The organism is Flavobacterium sp., assembly GCF_965277525.1.
Lineage (GTDB): Bacteria > Bacteroidota > Bacteroidia > Flavobacteriales > Flavobacteriaceae > Flavobacterium.
Map to the genome: position 1 here is coordinate 446217 of NZ_CBDIDC010000001.1, position 20808 is coordinate 467024.

General features: G+C 33.1%; 23 protein-coding genes. 14 read left to right on the plus strand and 9 right to left on the minus strand.

Annotated elements, in window-relative coordinates:
* Window positions 1-3 precede the first annotated feature (3 nt).
* The 11 genes from ACQY44_RS01780 to ACQY44_RS01830 all read left to right on the plus strand — a co-directional run bounded on the left by ACQY44_RS01780 (window position 4) and on the right by ACQY44_RS01830 (window position 7676).
* A complete protein-coding gene (locus ACQY44_RS01780) occupies window positions 4-672 on the plus strand; it encodes a response regulator (RefSeq protein WP_428228707.1) in 669 nt (222 codons plus the stop codon).
* A gap of 161 nt (window positions 673-833) precedes the next feature.
* The gene (locus tag ACQY44_RS01785) at window positions 834-1040 is read left to right on the plus strand and encodes a hypothetical protein (protein ID WP_428228708.1); all 207 of its coding nucleotides are present in this window, start codon (window positions 834-836) and stop codon (window positions 1038-1040) included.
* A 6-nt stretch (window positions 1041-1046) separates the two neighbouring features.
* Complete coding sequence (locus ACQY44_RS01790) at window positions 1047-1277, plus strand: DUF4236 domain-containing protein (RefSeq protein ID WP_428228709.1); 231 nt, start codon at window positions 1047-1049, stop codon at window positions 1275-1277.
* A 2-nt stretch (window positions 1278-1279) separates the two neighbouring features.
* The gene (locus tag ACQY44_RS01795) at window positions 1280-1513 is read left to right on the plus strand and encodes a hypothetical protein (protein WP_428228710.1); all 234 of its coding nucleotides are present in this window, start codon (window positions 1280-1282) and stop codon (window positions 1511-1513) included.
* 58 nt (window positions 1514-1571) lie between these two features.
* The gene (locus tag ACQY44_RS01800; protein ID WP_428228711.1) at window positions 1572-1967 is read left to right on the plus strand and encodes a hypothetical protein; all 396 of its coding nucleotides are present in this window, start codon (window positions 1572-1574) and stop codon (window positions 1965-1967) included.
* A 3-nt stretch (window positions 1968-1970) separates the two neighbouring features.
* Window positions 1971-3239, plus strand: coding sequence for an ABC transporter permease (locus ACQY44_RS01805; protein WP_428228712.1), 1269 nt, complete (start codon window positions 1971-1973; stop codon window positions 3237-3239).
* 4 nt (window positions 3240-3243) lie between these two features.
* Entirely contained in the window at window positions 3244-4152 is a 909-nt protein-coding gene (locus ACQY44_RS01810; protein WP_428228713.1) for a hypothetical protein, read from the plus strand.
* 153 nt (window positions 4153-4305) lie between these two features.
* Window positions 4306-5373 carry a type I restriction endonuclease gene (locus ACQY44_RS01815; RefSeq protein WP_428228714.1) on the plus strand — a complete coding sequence of 356 codons (1068 nt, stop codon included), beginning with the start codon at window positions 4306-4308 and terminating at the stop codon, window positions 5371-5373.
* Window positions 5374-5480: 107 nt separating this feature from the next.
* Window positions 5481-5891 (plus strand): hypothetical protein, encoded by a 411-nt coding sequence (locus tag ACQY44_RS01820; RefSeq protein WP_428228715.1) that lies wholly within the window; start codon window positions 5481-5483, stop codon window positions 5889-5891.
* Between the two features lie 7 nt (window positions 5892-5898).
* Window positions 5899-6114 (plus strand): hypothetical protein, encoded by a 216-nt coding sequence (locus ACQY44_RS01825; protein WP_428228716.1) that lies wholly within the window; start codon window positions 5899-5901, stop codon window positions 6112-6114.
* A gap of 209 nt (window positions 6115-6323) precedes the next feature.
* Window positions 6324-7676 carry a GH1 family beta-glucosidase gene (locus ACQY44_RS01830; RefSeq protein WP_428228717.1) on the plus strand — a complete coding sequence of 451 codons (1353 nt, stop codon included), beginning with the start codon at window positions 6324-6326 and terminating at the stop codon, window positions 7674-7676.
* Between the two features lie 74 nt (window positions 7677-7750).
* On the opposite strand, the gene ACQY44_RS01835 is transcribed toward ACQY44_RS01830, so the two are convergent.
* Together ACQY44_RS01835 and ACQY44_RS01840 are read right to left on the minus strand one after the other, a co-directional pair.
* Window positions 7751-8119, minus strand: coding sequence for a hypothetical protein (locus ACQY44_RS01835; RefSeq protein ID WP_428228718.1), 369 nt, complete (start codon window positions 8117-8119; stop codon window positions 7751-7753).
* 369 nt (window positions 8120-8488) lie between these two features.
* Window positions 8489-9169 (minus strand): hypothetical protein, encoded by a 681-nt coding sequence (locus ACQY44_RS01840; RefSeq protein ID WP_428228719.1) that lies wholly within the window; start codon window positions 9167-9169, stop codon window positions 8489-8491.
* Between the two features lie 517 nt (window positions 9170-9686).
* On the opposite strand from ACQY44_RS01840, the gene ACQY44_RS01845 reads away from it, so the two are divergent.
* Window positions 9687-9875, plus strand: a complete 189-nt coding sequence (locus tag ACQY44_RS01845; protein WP_428228720.1) for a hypothetical protein — start codon at window positions 9687-9689, stop codon at window positions 9873-9875.
* 53 nt (window positions 9876-9928) lie between these two features.
* On the plus strand, window positions 9929-11635 hold the full coding sequence (locus tag ACQY44_RS01850) for a tetratricopeptide repeat-containing sensor histidine kinase (protein ID WP_428228721.1): 1707 nt from the start codon (window positions 9929-9931) through the stop codon (window positions 11633-11635).
* Window positions 11636-11731: 96 nt separating this feature from the next.
* Here the strand turns inward: ACQY44_RS01850 and ACQY44_RS01855 are convergent, their stop codons facing one another.
* From ACQY44_RS01855 to ACQY44_RS01875, 5 genes are all read right to left on the minus strand, one after another.
* Window positions 11732-13180, minus strand: coding sequence for a TolC family protein (locus ACQY44_RS01855; RefSeq protein ID WP_428228722.1), 1449 nt, complete (start codon window positions 13178-13180; stop codon window positions 11732-11734).
* A complete protein-coding gene (locus ACQY44_RS01860; protein ID WP_428228723.1) occupies window positions 13173-16340 on the minus strand; it encodes an efflux RND transporter permease subunit in 3168 nt (1055 codons plus the stop codon). Before ACQY44_RS01860 ends, ACQY44_RS01855 begins: the two co-directional genes overlap by 8 nt.
* A gap of 170 nt (window positions 16341-16510) precedes the next feature.
* Complete coding sequence (locus tag ACQY44_RS01865) at window positions 16511-17593, minus strand: efflux RND transporter periplasmic adaptor subunit (protein WP_428228724.1); 1083 nt, start codon at window positions 17591-17593, stop codon at window positions 16511-16513.
* 176 nt (window positions 17594-17769) lie between these two features.
* Window positions 17770-18153 carry a hypothetical protein gene (locus tag ACQY44_RS01870; RefSeq protein ID WP_428228725.1) on the minus strand — a complete coding sequence of 128 codons (384 nt, stop codon included), beginning with the start codon at window positions 18151-18153 and terminating at the stop codon, window positions 17770-17772.
* Window positions 18154-18413: 260 nt separating this feature from the next.
* A complete protein-coding gene (locus ACQY44_RS01875; RefSeq protein WP_428228726.1) occupies window positions 18414-18818 on the minus strand; it encodes a GNAT family N-acetyltransferase in 405 nt (134 codons plus the stop codon).
* Window positions 18819-18997: 179 nt separating this feature from the next.
* On the opposite strand from ACQY44_RS01875, the gene ACQY44_RS01880 reads away from it, so the two are divergent.
* Window positions 18998-19561: a hypothetical protein gene (locus tag ACQY44_RS01880; protein ID WP_428228727.1), complete on the plus strand. Its 564-nt coding sequence runs from the start codon at window positions 18998-19000 to the stop codon at window positions 19559-19561.
* Between the two features lie 55 nt (window positions 19562-19616).
* Here the strand turns inward: ACQY44_RS01880 and ACQY44_RS01885 are convergent, their stop codons facing one another.
* Window positions 19617-20231, minus strand: coding sequence for a tetratricopeptide repeat protein (locus ACQY44_RS01885; protein WP_428228728.1), 615 nt, complete (start codon window positions 20229-20231; stop codon window positions 19617-19619).
* Between the two features lie 182 nt (window positions 20232-20413).
* Complete coding sequence (locus tag ACQY44_RS01890; protein WP_428228729.1) at window positions 20414-20806, minus strand: ACT domain-containing protein; 393 nt, start codon at window positions 20804-20806, stop codon at window positions 20414-20416.
* Window positions 20807-20808 lie beyond the last annotated feature (2 nt).

Below are 20808 nucleotides of genomic sequence, written 5' to 3' on the forward strand. Positions count from 1 at the left end.
TATATGTTTAAAAAAGTAATAATTGCCGAAGATCTGGATGCAATGAATTTGGGAATCCAGCAAGTCTTAAAAGATTTAAATATTGTCGATTTTCAACATTCAAAATATTGCGACGAAGCTTTTCTTAAAATACGTGCTGCGATTACACAAAATGAACCTTATGATTTATTGATTAGTGACCTTTCCTTCAAAACAGATCATCGTGATGTAAAAATTGCCAATGGTGACGAACTGGTTCAAAAAGTTCGGGAATTGCAACCCAACATTAAAATCATAGCCTATTCGGTCGAAGACAAAAGTTATCGTATAAAATCGCTGTTCGACAATGCCGAAATTGATGGTTTTGTGCTCAAAGGCTTAAACAGTATTGAAGAACTAAAAAAAGCAATCCATATTATTTCGACTTCAGATCAAAGATTTATCTCTCCTGAAGTTGCTTCTGCCCTTCAGGAAAAAAACAATTTCGAAATAGACGATTTAGACATTCAAATCTTAAAACATTTAGCCTCCGGAACTCCGCAAGATGAGATTATACAGATCTTTAAATATTTAGGTGTAAAACCAAACAGTAAAAGTGCAATGGAAAAAAGACTTTCTAAATTGAAGGATTTTTTTAAAGCAAATAACACTGTGCATTTGGTTTCGATTACAAAAGATATGGGGATTATTTAAAACCCCATAAAGTACTATTATTAATTCTTTAAGCTCCTTCGGGAGCTTTTTTTATTCCTGAAATAAAAAAATGGGGATTATGGATTTCCGTAAAATACCGGTTTTTATTGGTTTTACATTTGGATAATTAAAAATTCAAATAATAATTTAAAACCTAAAACATGAAAAAGTATTATGTAAACAACACCGAACAATCAAATAAAGATCATGAAGTTCATACAGATGAGTGTCAATATTTTAAAAGTATTGTAAGTAAAAAATATCTTGGAGAATTTTCAGATTGCAAACCCGCGATTGTTGAAGCAAAAAAAACTTACTCTAAATCGAATGGTTGCAAAACGTGCTGCAATGCCTGTCATACCACTTAATGTATCATGGCCTTTCGATTTCAAAAAAGGATAAAACTTGGAGGAGGATTTGGCTTAAACTTAAGCAAATCCGGTATTTCTCCAAGTTTAAGAACAAAAATGGGAACATTTAGCAAAAGCGGTTATTCTACAAAAACCGGTATATCAGGATTACGATATCAAAATAGCGGATGCATGGTTTTATTTGCATTTACAGGAATCATAACATTATTAATTTTTACCATAAAATATTTATAACCATGAATAATAGAATAAAATATACTGCAATATTTATAGCCTCAATAGTACTAGGTTTAATTATTTCTTGTTCAGAATCATCAGATGCATTAGATACAAATGCTATATCAGGTTCAACAGGAAATTCATCAAATTCATCAAACTCCAATTGCCCAACTAAAACTTGCGGGATTTTAAAACTCAGCCTGAAGCACAAGCAACTTTTGAAAGCAACAGAAGCTGTTACAAAAATTTAGACGGTGACGGAAACGGACGTGCATGCGAAAGCTTACCTAAAAAATAAAATAGAAAAACATGATAACAGTAGAATTACAAAGCCATTTTCTAAGATTATATCAAATGGCATTAGCGGACGATCTATTTGATGTTTTAGAACTTCAAATGCTCTATCACTTTGCAGATGAACGCGGAATTCCTAAAGAAGAACTGGATAAACTTTTCTTAAATCCAGTTAGCACAGAACTCATCATACCGGAAAACCTAAATACCAAAATCGAATACCTGTATGATTTTACAAGAATCATTTGGGCAGATGGAAAAATTACAGATGATGAAGAAAATATGCTAAAAAAGTATTGCCGGAAATTTAATTTTCTGGATGAGAACATCAATGATTTATCGAATTATCTTATTGATTGTGTTCAAAAAAATGTTCAAAAAGAAGAAATTATTAGTCAATTAAATTCCTAAGTTATGAAACCACTAACACAACTATTCAGTTTAAAAAGAACCGATGATTCTTCTATTAAAACGTTAGACGAAAACGAAGAAAATAAGGAACAAATCAGAATAACCTATTATCAAAGCGGATTTGCCGCATCTGTAAAAGCTACCGGAAAACCGATTGTACTAAAAGCTTGTTTACAAAATTTATATATGAGTTTCGAAGATCAATGCCGAAAACAAAAACTCGAACAAGACAGACTCAAACAACCTTACAAAGAAGAGCAGGAAAAAAACAGAACTGAACTTAAAAAATCTGAAGCCGCAATTGGCATCTACGAAAAAAAAGAACAGGATGTTAATGATGAAATCGATCAGATAAAAAACGAAATCATCGAAGTAAAACGCAATCCCGACAAATATGGCATTGAAGATGGTAAAGGCCTGAAAGCACAATTTTATATCGGCTTATTTTTGTTACTCCCTATAACACTTTATGTACTGGTATTTTACATTTCAGCATCGTACTCTGCATTTTTCAAAGAATTTGCAAACGATAGTTTAACCGCAGCAATATTTGATGCAAATGCATTAACCAATTCTTTTAAAGCCAGTTGGCTCGAAGGTATTTTGGTTACAACCATTCCGTTTGTATTTATGGGTTTAGGTTATGTAATTCATATGGTGCAAAAAGGAAAAGGAATCAAAAACGTGTTTAGAATGATTGCGCTTTTTATTACAACATTCTTATTCGATGCCCTTTTAGCGTATCAAATAGAAAAGAAGATATATGAATTCAATAAGACTACAGATTCTGCTCCTTACAACCTGAACATTGCCTTAGGTGAAGCTGAGTTTTGGATGATCATTTTTGCCGGATTTGTCGTTTACATTATCTGGGGACTTGTATTTGATTTTGTAATGAAAGAGTTTGAAAACATCGATAAAATCAGGGCTTTTATAAGAGGTAAAAGAGAAAATTTACTGGATCTGGATAAACTAAAAGCAGATTATAGCAACAAAGTCAATGAATTTAAACAACAGATAGTAACAATAACCGGGAAAATAGCTGAGCTTCAATCTAAGATTGATGGTTTTGTATTTCCTGTAAAAGAATACCTGCATTATCACCATCAATATAAAGAAGGCTGGTTTCAGGCTATCAGCACTGAAATAGCTCTGCCACATACTGAAAAAACAGAATTATTGCAAAACTGTGAACTTTTCTCAGAAGAACATTTAAGCAAATTAAACCTGGTTGATCCTGATTTTCAACATTTGATCTATTCTAAAAACTAATCACATGAAAAATATTTTGAGAATAGCAGCAATGTCACTATTACTTGTTTTGGCATTTTCGTGCAAGCAGGACTCTGAAAAAGAAATTAAAGAAGAAAAAGAAAACTCGACAAAAACCCCTGCTTCAGAAAATTACAACATCAGTATACTGCTGGATTTATCGGATAGAATTAGCCTTCAAAAAAATCCAAATCCAACGATGGAATATTACCAACGAGATTTGGGATACATTAAATCAATATCTGAAGCTTTTACACAACATTTAAAATCGAAAAGGATAAGGCAAATTGATGATAAAATGCAATTGTTTTTTAATCCGGAACCTCTGGATCCAACAATCAATACAATTGCCAGAAATTTGAGAATTACTATTGATAAAAACAATGCTTCAAAAAATTTACTGAATTCGATAAACTCAAACTATGCTTCGCAAACATCCAAAATATATGAGTCGGCTATAAAAGATAATAAATATGTTGGTTCAGATATTTGGAGTTTTTTTGATAGTAGAGTAAAAGATCAATGCATCGAAAACAACTATAGAAATATACTTGTTGTTTTAACTGACGGCTACATGTTTTATGAAAGTACGGTAATAAAGGAGGGAAACAGAACAACTTATATTACTCCTGAACTGATCAGAAAAAATGGTTTGAACACCAAAGATTGGGATAAAAAAATGCATGAAGATGATTTCGGGTTCATTAAAGCAAATGATGATTTATCAAATCTCGAAGTTTTAGTAATAGGGATCAATCCTAATAAAAATAATCCATACGAAGAAAAAGTAATTAAAGCCTATTGGACAAAATGGTTTACTGAAATGAAAATTAGTCATTTTGAAATCAAGAATGCTGATCTGCCATCAAATATGGAAACGATTATTAAAAATTTTATTCTAAACAAAGAATAAGCACTACCAAAACGTATCAATTAAAGAGGAAATTTATTTGTCCTCTTTTTTCTATTTATAAAATCCAGAGAAATTATTTCTTATTTACGGATTTCCATAAAATACTGATTTTTATTGGTTTTACATTTGAATTATAATCTAAACTTAAAAACAATGGAAATTAATATTCAATTAAAATCATTAGCGGATAAAATCAATCAGCTAAAAAATAAAATCGAAACTGAAGAATCTACCAAACATGCTTTCGTACTGCCTTTTATACACATTTTGGGTTACGATGCTTTTAATCCGCTTGAAGTAGTTCCTGAATTTACCGCAGATCTGGGATTAAAAAAAGGAGAGAAAGTAGATTATGCCATTTTTCAGAACGGAGAACCTATTATTATAGTCGAATGCAAAAGCTGGAAAGAAAAACTTACGGTTCATAATTCACAATTATTTCGCTACTTTCATGTGACCAAAACCCGATTTGCACTTTTAACCAATGGTATCACGTATCAGTTTTTTACTGACCTGGATGATCAGAATAAAATGGACGAAAAACCATTTCTGGAATTTGATATTACAAATCTTAAAGAAAACACGATCAACGAAATTACAAAATTTCATAAAGCTAATTTCGATGTCAATAATATAGTAAGTAATGCAAGTTCTTTAAAATATATCAAAGAAATTAAGAAGCAAATCAATGCAGAATTAGAAAATCCTTCCAACGAATTCACAAAACTTTTTGCCAATAAAGTTTATACAGGCAGACTTACTGAAAAAGTTTTAGATGAGTTTAAAGATTTAGTTCAGAAATCAGTAAGTCAATACATTAATGATAAAATTAATGATCGTCTAAATGCTGCTTTAACTAAAGAAACCATTAAACAGCAAGACGAAGAAACTGTAATCGTTGAGGATGATACTAAAACTATTACAACCGAAGAAGAATTAGACGGTCATCGTATAGTCGTTGCTATTTTACGCAGAAAACTACCAACCAGCCGAATCGTACATCGCGATACACAATCGTATTTCGGGATTTTGCTAGACGACAATAATCGTAAACCTTTATGCAGATTACATCTAAACGGAGGAAAAAAATACATAAGCTTATTTCATGAAAATAAAATCGAAACCAAATTACCAATTGCAACTATTGATGATATTTACCAATTTGAAAAAGAATTATTAGAGACTGTTGCACTTTACGAAACCGATAAAAATTCAAATTAACACGCCTCCTAAAGAACTTATTTCTGCCAAAGTCTCTTACTATTCTTTGATTATTGATCCCGTAAAAAACTGATTTTATATTCAACATCTTCTACCCAAAAATGCCTATGCAAAAAAATTACAAACTATTTTTTTTACTCTTTACAATGCTTTCCTGCAAGAAAGCTTCTGCTCCGCCTCCACTACAAATAAAAACATTTTACCAGGAGGTTATTACATCAGACGATCGTAAAATTATTACACCGGAAGAAGCTAAAACTTATCATGTTGATACCCACTATCAATACAAATACAGAACCGGAAATTCAGGCCATTATAAATACAATTATGATATAAAAGGCGTGAATTCAAAAGGAGATTCTGTTTTTGGAAATATTAATGTTCAAAAGAAATACGGTGCCGGAATTTTAATTTGTGATACCCTGGCCGAAATTGAAATCAACACCGAATGGATTTCGTACGGAAAACTAAAAGCCTTAGACAAAAAGGGTAATGAATACCATTTAATCGTTAAATAACCCACCTATGAAATATAATTTACCCGTATTACTGCTTTTTATTTTTTCGACCTCTTTTTGTCCTCCTGAAACAAGTGTATTTATTTGCGGATCTGCCGGAGCCAAAAAATACCATTATAAACAAACCTGCCGCGGTTTATCGAGTTGTCGCAGTGAAATTGCAAAAACATCACTCAAAAGAGCTCAGGGTTTAGGTTTAACAATTTGCGGATGGGAAGATTAATCATCTTCCCATTTACATTTAACAATTTGATAATAAAACATTTACACTGAATTCATATTAGTTTTATTAATTTGATTAAAACTAAACGTTATGAAATTCTTCAACCTAAATTTTCTGGTTTCCTTCAAAGAATGGCTGTTTTTAAGAGCTATGCAATCGTCTTTCCTTCATTAATATAAAACAATATAAATAAAGGAAATACTATTTGAATGAATAAAATTGAGAACTCATTTTTAAACAAAGGCCAATTTGGAGATGATTTCTTGTGGGGTGTTTCAACCGCTGCTTTCCAAATTGAGGGCGCACATGATTCGGACGGAAAAGGTTCTTCGATCTGGGATGTTTTTACCACTCAAAAAGGAAAAATAAAAAACGGACATCATGCCCTGACTGCCTGCGATTTCTATAATTCATACCAAACTGATATCGACTTAATTCGGGAATTAAACATTCCTAATTTTAGGTTTTCGATCAGTTGGCCCAGAATTATGCCAACAGGAGTTCATCCTGTAAATCAATCCGGTATCGATTACTACAACAAAATCATCGATTCTTTACTGGCATCCGGAATAGAGCCCTGGATTACACTTTATCACTGGGATTTACCACATGCTTTAGAAACAAAAGGCGGCTGGACCAATCGAAGCTCAGTTTCCTGGTTTGCTGAATATGTTGAAGTGTGTGCGCAACATTTTGGCGATCGTGTCAAAAACTGGATGGTGATCAATGAACCTTCGGTTTTTACAGGAGCAGGCTATTTTCTGGGTGTTCACGCTCCGGGCAAAAAAGGAATTAGTAATTATCTTAAAGCCATGCATCATGTAACGCTGGCTACGGCAGCCGGTGCAAAAACACTGCGGGAACTCATTCCTGAGGCTAATATTGGTACTACTTTTTCCTGTACCCATATCGAGCCCGCAACACAAAACCCAAAAGATGTCGAAGCTGCAAAGCGGGTTGATACCTTACTGAACAGAACTTTTATAGAACCTATTTTAGGACTGGGGTATCCTCAAGCCGATTTGCCGGTGCTAAAAAAACTCAACAACTATATTTTAGGAGACGATCTCAACAATTTATCTTTTGATTTCGATTTTATAGGCCTGCAATGTTACACGCGCGAAGTCGTAAAAGCAGCTATGTTGATTCCGTATATTGGTGCCGAACTAATCAGTGCCGAAAAAAGAAATGTGATTTCAACCGACATGGGATGGGAAGTCTACCCTCCCGCGCTTTATCACGTACTTAAAAAATTCAACGACTACAAAGGCATAAAAAAAATAATTATTACCGAAAATGGTGCTGCTTTTCCCGATACTCTAAGCAATGGAAAAGTATACGACATCAAACGCACCCATTATATCCAGGATCATTTAGAACAAATTCTAAAAGCTAAAAAAGACGGTCTGAATGTCGAAGGTTATTTTGTCTGGAGCCTGACTGATAACTTCGAATGGGCAGAAGGTTACAATGCCAGATTCGGATTAATTCATGTGGACTTCGAAACACAACAAAGAACCATCAAACATTCCGGATTGTGGTTTAAAGATTTTTTATCTTAAAACTAATCCTTAAAAATATAAAAAGCCTTTCGCTACTCAATTGTGAAAGGCTTTTGTATTTGAAATAAAACCATTTATCTCTGAAATCTAAACGAATATTGCTGTTTTAAGATTCCGATATTAATCTTACCATTCTTTTTTAAGTGAGCGGTCACAAGAATATATCTTTCCTCCGGATAATTTATAGTATAACTAAAGGTTGTATCTTTTACTTTAACCTGAAGCAGGTGCTTTCCTTCATCTGATACTGGCAGTTCTGCTGTTTCATAACCTGGCAATGCATTTGTTGCTTTTAAGCTCATTTCCTGAACTTTCTTTTTATCCAGAAGTACTTCCAGTTTTAAGTTGTCAAGTTTCATATTGGTTGGCTGCTCAAATGAGACTACATATTTTTTACAACCAAAAGTGCATACAACAATTAATAGTATAAGAAGCTTTTTCATAAAGATGTTTTTTTAACGGATCGTTACCAGAATCAAAATCTATTCTAATAGTTTATAAATATAAATAATTTTATTACAATCCCGCGGCTGGGAAAAACAAGTTTTATTGCCTCCAAAATTAATGCTAAAACAGTGAATAAATTCAAAAAAAACATGCACTTAAAAGCAAAAAAAAACGATAATTTTACTGATAATCAGTAGGTTTATTGGTTATTTTTACTTATCTTTATAGTATAAATAACAGATACTATATGCCAAAAAACAAACTATTCAAGCCCTTAAATTACTCCTCAAAAAATTATTTTTTTTACCTCTCTCTGCATTTTATTTTCAAAAGTGCTTTCCCTCTTCATTTAGAAATTCTTCTATCTAATCTTTTTTCTGCACAAAGTATAAACATGCAGAAGACACCAGGGCAGCCGCTCCAATTGCAACCGTAATTATTTTTCTTGGATATATCTTCTGACCAATTTTTTTAGAAAATATAGCTGCAAAATTTAAAAAAAGATTTCCTTTTTCAGGATTCTCTTTCGACTCTCCATGTTCATTTTCAACCAAACTCCTTACCGCTATGACTTCTTTCTCTATTTCAACGACTGATATAACTTTATCAGCGCTTTCAATCCGTTTTGCTTCGTCAATTCTACATTTATTATTAAACTTTTTAAAAGGGCGCGGTTGAAAATCAACTAAAACTGCTGCAAGATTTATGGCATCAATATTCAATGGATCTGTTTCACCTTTAAAAAAGGTTTCAATAGGACGGAACTTATCTTTTTGTTCCTTGAACTTATTCTTTTTGGTATGGTCAAAATCTAAGCATAATAAATTCCTAAAAACATTTAGATCATCCTGAGTGGGATTATTCTCGAAAATAAGCCAACACAAATCCCGGAGTTTTCCGCGAGAAGGACTATACAAATAATCAAAGTGTTCGCCATCTTTTTCGAGTTCATATTTAATTTTAATCTCTTTTTTAAATTCCTCTAATGTATTATTCATCTTGCCTTTTTTAAGAACCTCTTTGTCCCCGTTATTTTTATTTTTCACCTCAAAATTTTCTATGCTTTTATTTTTTGACTTCTACAATTCAAATCTATACCAGCACATTCAATTTTTATTCCAATTACATATTATTTCTACATTTTTTTTTAACAGTTCAGCCAACTTTTTTCTGGCTTATTGCATCTATTCTAATAGGGATTTATTTAGTAATAATTAACAATTAATACAAAAACAGGCTTTGCATTTTTATAGTATTGGGAATTCATGGGAATCTCAGGAAAACGCGGGAATTCTGGGAATCCCTTATGTCTAAAGGGCTCAAAGCGCCTTTCCTTTGCCATAGAAATTAGTTCAAGTTTATATCTGCAGATTAAACAAAACGTAAAACTAGTTCAAATTAGCAATGTAGAAAATCGTAAGACTGAATTTATTCGAGAAGTATAAAATAAGGTCTTACAGTTCTACAAGCTTTACTTCTCAAAAATCAATTGGTATTGCCATATACAAGCTCTGGATAAAGCCGGACAGCAATACTTATGTCTAATTTCTAAATTAAATCAAAATGAAAACACTATCTATTTTTATCGCTTTTGCGTTATTATTTACCATATTTTCTTGTACTCCTGATGAGTATGAAACACAAACAAAACAGGATATACAAAAAACTGTTAATCCATTAAAAGCGACTTACGCTGATGGTCCTGGTGATGGTTCCGGAGCACCACCTCCGACACCGGAAACTGATCACTAAATATATGTTTTTAGTATCTAATTAATTACTATTTTCGGGGAAAGTAAATTTATATGTTACGGTCCCCGTTTTTTTATTTTATCATTCTTCTTTTTCTCTTTTCCTGTAAAGAAAAAAAGGTCATCAATATTAATACAGAACCTATACGAAAAGAGGCACTTAGTCTACGAAATAAGGGGATTGAACACTTTAAGAAACAAAACTTTAATATTGCTTTTTACAAGTTTAATGAGTCAAAAATACTTTATGAAACTTTAAAAGACAGCGCTAATATAGGGTGGATACTTACTCAAATAGCAGCAATTCAACAAGTCAATGGGGACTATTATGGCAGTAAGGAAACTGCAACCGAAGCGTTATCTTATTTTAGAAAAAAGAATATATATACAGCTGACATAAATACTAGATTAGGCATTGCTGACAAAGAACTTTCTCTGTATGATGATGCCATTTTTTATTATAAAGAAGCTGTTAATGATAATAAAAATCTTGATAATCTATACCCTCTAAACAATATTGCAGCTGTTTACATACAGCAAAAAAAATACGGGGAGGCAATTGATCTTTTAGAATCTCTTTTAAGCAAAAAATTATTAGAGGAAAAAGCTCTATCAACTAAGAAATCCCTAATTCTAGATAACCTGGGGTATGCCTATTTTAAGAATGGTAGAGATGAAAAGGGATTCTCTTTAATGAATCAAGCGCTCCAGACCAGAAATGAATTTAAAGATACTTATGGAAGTATTGAAAGTTATTTACACCTTGCCGATTATTACGCTAAAAAAGACATTCAAAAATCAAATAAAAATGCTTTTGCAGCTTACCATGCAGCTACAAAACTAAATAGTGTTGACGAAAGATTAGAAGCGCTGCAAATTTTAATTTCAAATGATCACAGTGCGCAAAACAGCCAATATGTGCAGAGGTACTTTTCTTTAAACGACAGTATTATTAAGGTTCGAAATAACTTTAAAAATAAATTTGCCAAAATTAAATATGATTCTAAAAAAGAAAAGGATGAAAATGCAAAACTTCGTTTAGAAAAAGCAGAAAACCTCTTATCCCTTCAAAAAGCCAAATACCTGCGGATTGTATTTGTCATTGCTTTTATCTTTTTAGTCATTTTAATTGCAATTTTAATACGGTATTATCGAAATAAAAACAGGGCTATAGAATTCAGGACTTCGTACAACACTGAAACCCGAATTGCTAAAAAAATCCACGATGAACTGGCAAACGATGTATATCACGTGATTGCTTTTGCAGAATCTCAGTCCTTATCTAAGGAAAGTAGCAAAGAGAATTTACTTCAAAAATTAGATGATATCTACAGCCGTGTGAGAGGAATTTCAAGAGAAAACAATAGAATTGATACCGGCATAGATTTTACCAACAGCATAAAAGAAATGCTTTCGGCTTTTAATACAAGCGAAAGAAATATAATCGTAACTAATTTAGAAGATATAGACTGGGAAATTATTGATGCTATAAAAAAGATTACCATTAGCCGCATTTTACAGGAATTAATGGTGAATATGAAAAAGCACAGTGAGGCAAATCTGGTTGTTATAAAATTTGAAAATGATCAAAAATCAATCTTAATAAATTATACTGATAATGGTAAAGGCTGCGAAAAAACTAAGATGGTAAAAAATGGCCTCCAAAATATGGAAAGCCGTATTGAGGCTGTTAAAGGAACTATTGATTTTGATACAGCACCTGATAAAGGATTTAAAGTAAAAATATCGGTGCCTAAATAAATTATAAAGATTAACTCTTCTTCATAAGAGAACACAAAAAAGCCTTTCAAGGTTTAAATCTCGAAAGGCTTTTTATCTACAAATTAACGGGCAATATTATTTCCAACCGCCGCCTAAGTCTCTATAAACATGGACTGCAGCATTCAATTGTTCTTTTTTAGTATCAACCAATTCTAATTTTGCTTCTAATGCATCACGTTGTGTCATTAACACTTCGAAATAATCTACTCTGGCTGATTTAAACAAATCGTTAGAAACATCAATAGAAGTATTTAAGGCATCTACTTGTTGCGATTTAAGATCATATCCTTTTTGAAGATTTTCGATCTTAGAAAGTTGGTTTGATACTTCTAAATAAGCATTCAAAACCGTACGATCGTAATTGTACAACGCCTGAAGCTGTCTTGCATTGGCACTTGCAAATTCTGCTTTGATCGCATTTCTGTTGATCAATGGTGCGGCAAGATCTCCTGCTAATGAATATAAAATAGATTCCGGAAAAGTAAACAGATAAGAAGGCTTGAAAGCATTTACCCCTACCGCAGCAGAAATATCCAATGAAGGATAAAACTCTGCATGAGCTACTTTTACGTCTAATTTTGCCGCTACCAATTCTAGTTCTGCTTGTTTAACGTCCGGACGATTTGATAATAATTGAGACGGAATTCCTGAACTCACAGCAGCAGGCAATAAACTTAAGAAGTTGGTGCTGGTTGTTCTCTTAATTTCCTGTGGATATCTACCCAACAAAAAGTTGATTTTATTCTCGGCTTCTTTTATTTGTTGCAGAATATCAAACTCCAGACTTTTTGAAGTTAAAACCTCTGCCTCAAACTTTTTAACCCCTAGCTCTGTTGCTCTTGCAGCCTGCTTCTGAATTTTTACAATTTCTAAAGCGTTACTTTGCAATTTGATGGTTTGTTTCACAATATCCAACTGAGTGTCTAAAGCCATTAATTCATAATATGAATCTGCTACTTCAGCAATAAGATTGGTAATCACGAAATTTTTACCCTCAACAGTCGCTAAATACCTGTTTAATGCCGCTTTTTTAGAATTGCGTAATTTTTTCCAGATATCAACTTCCCAGTTTGCGTAAGCCGATATGGTAAAATCACCTAACGGATCAGGTGTCTCTACACCCGGTTTGATTTCTGTAGTAGCATCACCGGCACCCTGGCTGGTATATCTACCCACTTTTTCTACTCCCGCTCCTGCGCGAACACCAACTGTTGGTAATAAAAGTCCTTTTTTTACACGGATATCATTCTTTGCGATTTCGATTTCCTGTAAAGTGATGTTTAATTCCTGATTGTTTTTTAAAGCAACATCAATCAAATCTACAAGGTTTTGATCCTTAAAGTAATCTTTCCATTGTAAAGCTGAGGTGTTGTTCGAATCCTGGGTTTGAGCTGTTGTACCAAACGACTCGGGAACTGGCGCACTTGTAGTAGGTGCTGCCTCAGGCGCAGGAGCTTTACACCCTGCAACCGTAAGACATATACCTAATGCAATACCATATTGATATGATTTAAATTTATACATGATTGTTATCAATTTCTTCTGTTAATGGATTTTCTTCTTCATGTTTTACCAATTTATGTTTCTCTGCAATTTTGGCAAAAATGAAATATAAGCCCGGTATTACAAATACCCCACAAATAGTTCCTATAAGCATCCCTCCGGCTGCGGCAGTACCAATAGTTCTGTTACCAATTTTACCAGGACCAGTAGCAAAAGCAAGTGGCAATAATCCCGCAATAAAAGCAAATGAAGTCATCAAAATAGGACGGAACCTCGCTTTCGCTCCCTCCATTGCGGCTTCAAGTACTGATCTTCCTGCTGCATGTCGCTGTATCGCAAACTCTACAATCAGTACGGCATTTTTACCCAGTAAACCAATAAGCATTACCATCGCTACCTGAGCATAAATATTATTCTCTAATCCTGTTAACTTCAATAATAAGAAAGCTCCAAAAATACCAGCTGGTAAAGAAAGGATTACAGATAATGGCAAAATAAAACTTTCGTATTGAGCTGCTAATACCAGGTAAACAAATCCTAAACAGATTAAGAATACCCAAATAGCCTGATTACCCTGAGCAACCTCATCGGCAGAAATACCTGCCCAGTCAATATCATATCCTCTAGGCAATTTTTTAGCCGCAACTTCCTGAATTACTTTAATCGCTGTACCAGAACTATAGCCCGGTGCAGCAGAACCACTAATTTGTGTCGAAGTGTACATGTTATGTCTCGTAATTTCAGAAAGTCCATACACTTTTTCTAATCTCATAAAAGCAGAAAAAGGAACCATTTCATCACGATTGTTTTTTACATACAACTTTAAAATATCATCCGGCTGAGCACGGTACTCCGGAGAAGCCTGAACAATTACTTTATAGTTGATTCCGTATTTAATAAAACTAATTTCGTAGTTACTTCCCACAAGAGTTGACAAAGTATTCATGGCGTTTTCGATAGAAACTCCTTTTTGTTGAGCCATATCGTTGTCTACCTTCATCATGTATTGAGGGAAACTAGAGCTATAAAAACTGAACACGTTAGATAATTCCGGATGAGTATTTAACTCCTTAACAAAATCGTTATTTACCTGCTCCATTTTTTTGTAATCATTAGAACCTGTCTTATCTAACAAACGAAGTTCAAATCCTCCGGCAGCACCATATCCCGGTACAGCAGGCGGTTGAAAAAACTCAATATTGGCACCTGCAATATCTTTCGATTTTTCTTCCATTTCGGCCATAATCTCAAGAACAGAATGTTTTCTGTCACTCCAGTCTTTAAGGTTCACCAAACAAGTTCCTGAGTTTGAACCTGTACCTTCAGACAAAATTTCATAACCAGCTAATGAAGAAACAGATTTTACCCCATCAATTTTTTCAGCTATTTTTTGCAGTCTTTCGGCAATATTATTGGTTCTTTCTAATGATGAACCTGGTGGTGTTTGAATTACAGCATAAAACATACCCTGATCCTCATTCGGGATAAACCCGGAAGGAACAGAACTACTAATCAACCATGTTCCGGCACAAAAACCAAGAAGTGCAATAATAGTAACTGCTCTTCTGTTTACAATTTTAGCCAATAGATTTTGGTATTTTCCTTGCGCTAAATTGAATTTATTATTAAACCCGTCTATAAATACATTTACAGGCGTTTTCTTTTTAACCTCACCATGATTGTTTTTTAACATCATTGCACAAAGTGCCGGTGTCAAAGTTAAAGCAACAATACCGGAAAGGATAATAGCCGTTGCCATCGTTACAGAAAATTGTCTGTAAAATACCCCAACAGGACCAGACATAAATGCAACCGGAATAAATACCGCTGCCATTAAGAATGTAATCGCTATAATCGCTCCTGCAATTTCGTGCATCGCTTTTTTAGTCGCTTTTAGTGGCGAGAGATGCTCCTCTTCCATCTTGGCGTGAACGGCCTCGATTACCACAATGGCATCATCGACGACGACCCCAATTGCCAGAACTAAAGCAAATAATGTAATTAAGTTCAATGAAATATCAAAGAATGTCATGAACACAAACGTACCGATCAGGGATACGGGAACCGCAATTGCCGGAATAACCGTCGAACGCCAGTCTCCTAAGAAAAGGAATACTACTATACCTACCAGAATAAAAGCTTCAACAAGGGTATGAATTACTTTTTCGATAGAGGCATCAAGGAATTTAGAAACGTCATAAGAAATTTCATAATCCATTCCTTTAGGGAATCTTTTCTTGATTTTTTCCAATTTAGCCTTTACCTCTTCAATAACCTGATTCGCATTACTACCAAAAGATTGTTTCAAGACAATAGCCGCAGATGGTCTACCATTTAAATTCGAATAAATATCATACATCGAACTACCAAATTCTACTTTCGCAACATCTTTCAAACGTAAAAGTTCCCCGTTAGCGTTTGATTTTACAACGATATTCTCGTATTGCTCTTTGGTTGTAAAACGTCCTGAATATTTTAATACATATTCAAATGCCTGAGAACGCTTACCGGAACTTTCACCTGTTTTACCAGGAGAAGCCTCCAAACTCTGACTGGATAATGCTTCCATTATTTCATCAGCAGAAATTTTATAAGCCAGCATACGATCAGGTTTCAACCAGATACGCATCGCATATTCACGTGTTCCTAAGATATCTCCGGAACCAATACCATTTACCCTTTTCAATTCTGAAAGTACGTTGATATCAGCATAGTTATACAAGAACTTCATGTCGGTATTTTTGTCTGTACTGTAAAGATTCACGTACATCAACATACTCGGCACTTCTCGGGTAATTTTGATACCTTCTCTAATTACTAATGGAGGTAATTTATTGGTAACCGAAGCTACACGGTTCTGAACGTTAATTGCAGCCTGATTAGGATCTGTTCCTAAGTTAAACACTACTTTTATAGTCGCTTCACCATCATTTCCGGCATCAGAAGCCATATATTTCATTCCGGGAACTCCATTTAAGGCTCTTTCCAAAGGAATTACAACGGCCTTGATCATCAATTCACCGTTAGATCCAGGATAATCTGCGGTAACATTCACCATTGGTGGTGAGATTGTAGGGAACTGCGTAATAGGTAAACTTAATACCGACAATATCCCTAAAAAGACAATTATAAGCGATATTACTATCGACAGTACAGGTCTTTGAATAAATTTATTAAACATTTTATATTTTTTTAATGATTAAACCAAATAGGAGTAAAAACACTGTGAAATGTAAACTGTAATATGTAAAATGTGAAAAGCAAACTATTATTGAATACTATCTAATTATATACTACTTAACACTATAAACTGTTACTGAATACTGACACTGAATACTTGAATACTGCTACTTACTCTGCTTTTACGCGCAAATGATTCATTACCTCTTTTGGAGACTGGAATTCATATTTAATTTTGTCATTCTCTTTTACTTTCTGAACTCCTTCAAGTAAAATCTTCTCATTTTGAGTAAGTCCGGTTTTAATCACATATAAATCAGGAATTTCACCTGTAATGGTAATTTCTCTTGAATTTACTTTATTGTTTTTATCAATAACAAAAACATATTTTTTATCCTGGATTTCGTAAGTCGCTTTTTGCGGAATTATAACAGCATTTTTAAGCGGTACAAGCATTTGAACTTGTCCGGTTTCACCATTTCTCAGTAATTTTCCTGAATTAGGAAATCTTGCTCTAAAGGCAATATTTCCGGTTTCGTTGTTAAATTCACTTTCGATAAGTTCTACTTTTCCTTTTTCTTTGAAAGTATCACCATTGGCCAAAACCAAACTCACTTTATTATCAGCACGGTCTTTTACGTTGGTCTGATATTGTAAATATTCCGGTTCCGAAACATTGAAGTAAGCAAACATCTGACTGTTGTCTGAAAGACTGGTCAATAATTCACCTTCGTCGATAAGACTTCCAAGTTTTAACGGAATACGGTCAATCGTTCCGTCAAACGGAGCTCGGATTTCAGTAAATGATAAATGCAGTTTTGCTAATGCAACCTCGGCTTTTGCTGATTGTAGTTTTGCCTGAGCAACACTTAATTCGTTTTTAGAAACGATATTTTTATCTGCTAATAATTTTGAATTTTGTAATTCGATTTCTACTGATTTTTGTTCAGCTTGTGCTTTAAGCAATTCAGCCTGATACATGTTGGGCATAATTCTAAACAACAGCTGTCCAGCTTTTACAAACTGACCCTCATCAACATAAATATTTTGTAGAAACCCTTTTTCCTGGGCACGAATTTCGATGTTACGCACAGATTTAATCTGAGAAACATACTCTTTTACAAATGAAGTATCCATTAATACCGGATTTGTTGCGGTAAATTTTTCCGCTTCTTCTTTTTCTTCTTTTTTAGTTGAACAACTAGTAAGGCACACTAGGGCAATTAAGCCTGTGAACAAGATAATTCTTTTCATGATTTAGTTTGGAAATTAAGCGATTGAATGCTTGGAATACAGAGATTCCTTTAGATGAAAAAATGCATCAGGTAGCCTTAGTCAGAACTTAACTTTCATATAAGATGAAGTAGAAAAAATATACATCAACAAGATATGCAGGATCACAACTTAGGTAACCGATGTATACTGTTGAATCAAATTCTTAGAACCTGTTGGGTAATGTAAATAGGATTTGACTGGCCACAAAATGGCACGAAGATTTTAAAACGATTATAATCATTTACAATAGTCTGGCTTGAAAAGGAAAGGTACCAATTGTCAAGTAAACTGTAGTTTGTTGCAAAAAACTTATTCGTAAGTCCATCTTTAAGATCATCACTTCCAAGATATTCTTCTTCAAGATCTACATCGGCATCTTCGATTATCGAACTGCCCTGATCCTGATTGGTGAATTTCACTCGGTGCTTTTTCTCAAGAGTATGCTGATGAAAGTTTTGAGGAGTACCAGCATTAAGATATTGACCTCCGCCGAACAGAAGCAAATTCATGAATACTAAAAATACTATTAACTTTCTCATTTGGGTGCGAAAGTAAGGAAAGTATCGAAACAAAAAAAGATTTTTTTATAAGCTTTAACATTTAGTAAAGACGAAAACGTTTTCATTATTTTATTAAATATAAATTATTATAAAATAGTATCGTTTTTTGCTGAAAAATCACAAAAAAACAGCTTAGTATTAGAATCAGATCGACAAAAGTAAATAAATAAACAAAAAACAGACAAAATCGCAAATATTAGACTCTTAAGGTTTTAATCTGTAAATTTCATACACTTTTTTCACAGCAAAACTTCCATTATGGTAAATTCCTGTCCTGCTTTTGTGAAATTTTGTTGTGTCTCTATCATTCCAAATTTCTCATAAAATGACTTTTTATGGGTTCGGGCATTACACCAAACTTTGCTTAATTTTTTTTCTTTTGCAAGATCCAGAATATATTGCAGTAAAACCGAAGCAAATCCTTTTCCCTGAAATTCTTCTAAAGTGGCTAATTTTCTAAACTGCATTTCATCTTCAATAATAAAACAGGAAACTATCGAAACTAATTTTTCTTTCTCGAAAACTCCAAAATGCAAACCTAAATTATCTTCTTCTAACTGAACAAACTCAAAAGGCCGATCAGGCCACATTACTTCATGCCTTACTGGCCAGGTTTGTGAAGCTTCAATTGGTTTAATTTCCATTACAATATTATTTTTTTAAGAATCTCAAATTTAAGGTATTTTGATAATCATGTCTAATTGAGCCACTTAAATCTCATTTTATTCATTATCAAAAACATACATAAAATAAATAAGATAAATCATTCTTTTTTCAATTAATAATATTTAATTTTATACTATCTAAAAAAATAAATTCCGTTATGAAAAAGTTCATTTTAGCAGCATTATTATGTATTAGTGCAAATGGTTTTGCACAATTGATACAATTTGGCCCTCAATTTTCTTACAACATTACTTCTCCTATTACCAGTGATTTTAACTCAAAAAGTGCCGGAACTGGTTATGGTGTTGCTGGATTTGCAAGAGTAAATTTATTAATGTTTTACGGTCAGGGAGAGTTTGGTTATGCGCAATCAAAATTTAACGTTGCGCAAGCGGGAATTGGAGAAACTGAGTATAAATTATCAGGAACTGATGCAACCTTACTTGTTGGTTTTAAAATAGTTCCTTTAGGAAAACTTGGGAATGTCCGTATTTTTGCCGGATACAACTGGAAAAACTATTCTGACATAAAAGCAAACAATAGCCTGAATCCTATCAATATTGAAAAAAACAACAGCAGCGTTCTTGGCGGAGTTGGTGTAGATTTATGGAAATTGACTCTTGATTACAGATACCTGGCTGGAGTTTCAGATCTTGACCCATCGAATAGAAAGGTAAAAACGGCCGTTTCTAATATCTCCCTTGGTTATAAATTTTTATAAACCAACCTGTTTTTAATGTATAAAAAAAGGGAATCAAATAGATTCCCTTTTTTTATTATTTTACTCTGGCATAAAATAGTTCGATATTATTGCTATCTATTGTCTCGACGCCATTTTCACCTTTTTTACCAATATTAATCACATGTAATTCATCTGAATTTTCATTAACTATACAATTCCAAATACTACCATCTGATAAAATAATAGCTGAAAATAAAGCATCTGAATTTTCATTATAAAAGACCAGTTTTTCAGATTTAACCAGTTTCTTTTCTTGTGTTTTTTTATTTTTTTCAAAAAATAAAATCTCATTTTGATTGACCTCAACTAGTTCATCAAAATCTTTTTGGGAGTCAGTATTCGATTGCTTCACTGCCCAAATTGGTTTATCTCCCATCATTTTCCAAGTGCCCAATACCTGAGTCATTATATTTCCTCTTAAAAGATCTTTTAAAGTATCTACTCTTTTTACTGATTCCTGACCAATTTCATTTTCTGGTTTAATCTTAGAAGCAATGTAAAATAAATCAATAGCTTTTTTAAAGTCGGCTTTTTTATAATAAGAAACAGCTAATTCGTATCTGCTCTTTTGAAATGCGATTTTCGAATTATTTTGAGCAAAATTTCTAGAAACAATTAGTAAAACAATAAAAAGAAGAGTCTTTTTCATTAATATAGTAGTTTATTCATTTTATTTGCAAACGTAGTTTTTTATTCTATAATTATTATAATTTTCTATATTTATTTTTAAAGAAAAAACTTGTTTATAAAAACCAAAAAAAAAGGAAAATCTTAATTAAAAGACTTTCCTTTTTATGATACTTAACTACAAATAGAATTCAAATCCTTAATTTAATTTGAAAATGAATTCAAGATCTGCAGGGCCTTATCGACTTCTTTTTTATTTACAAAAATATGATCGTGATAAAATGCAGCTACAACATTGCAGCTAATATTTTTATCAGAGAGTGCTTTCGAAAATGCGGCTGTTAAGCCAACAGCTTCTAAGGAAGAATGTACCGTAAGTGTGATCCAGGACATCACAACTGAATACTCCAGTTTCAATTTATCGGCAATTTCTTTTTTAAGAATTAACGTAATTGCTTCTTTTTCTCTGAACAACATTACTATCTCATTTAGAGGTATACTTTCTAAAGTTTCAACATTACAAAAAACGTAATCTCCCGAAATATGTTCCGGTTTCATACTTTTAAGCAACTGCTGTAAATCTTTCTCTCCTGACATAA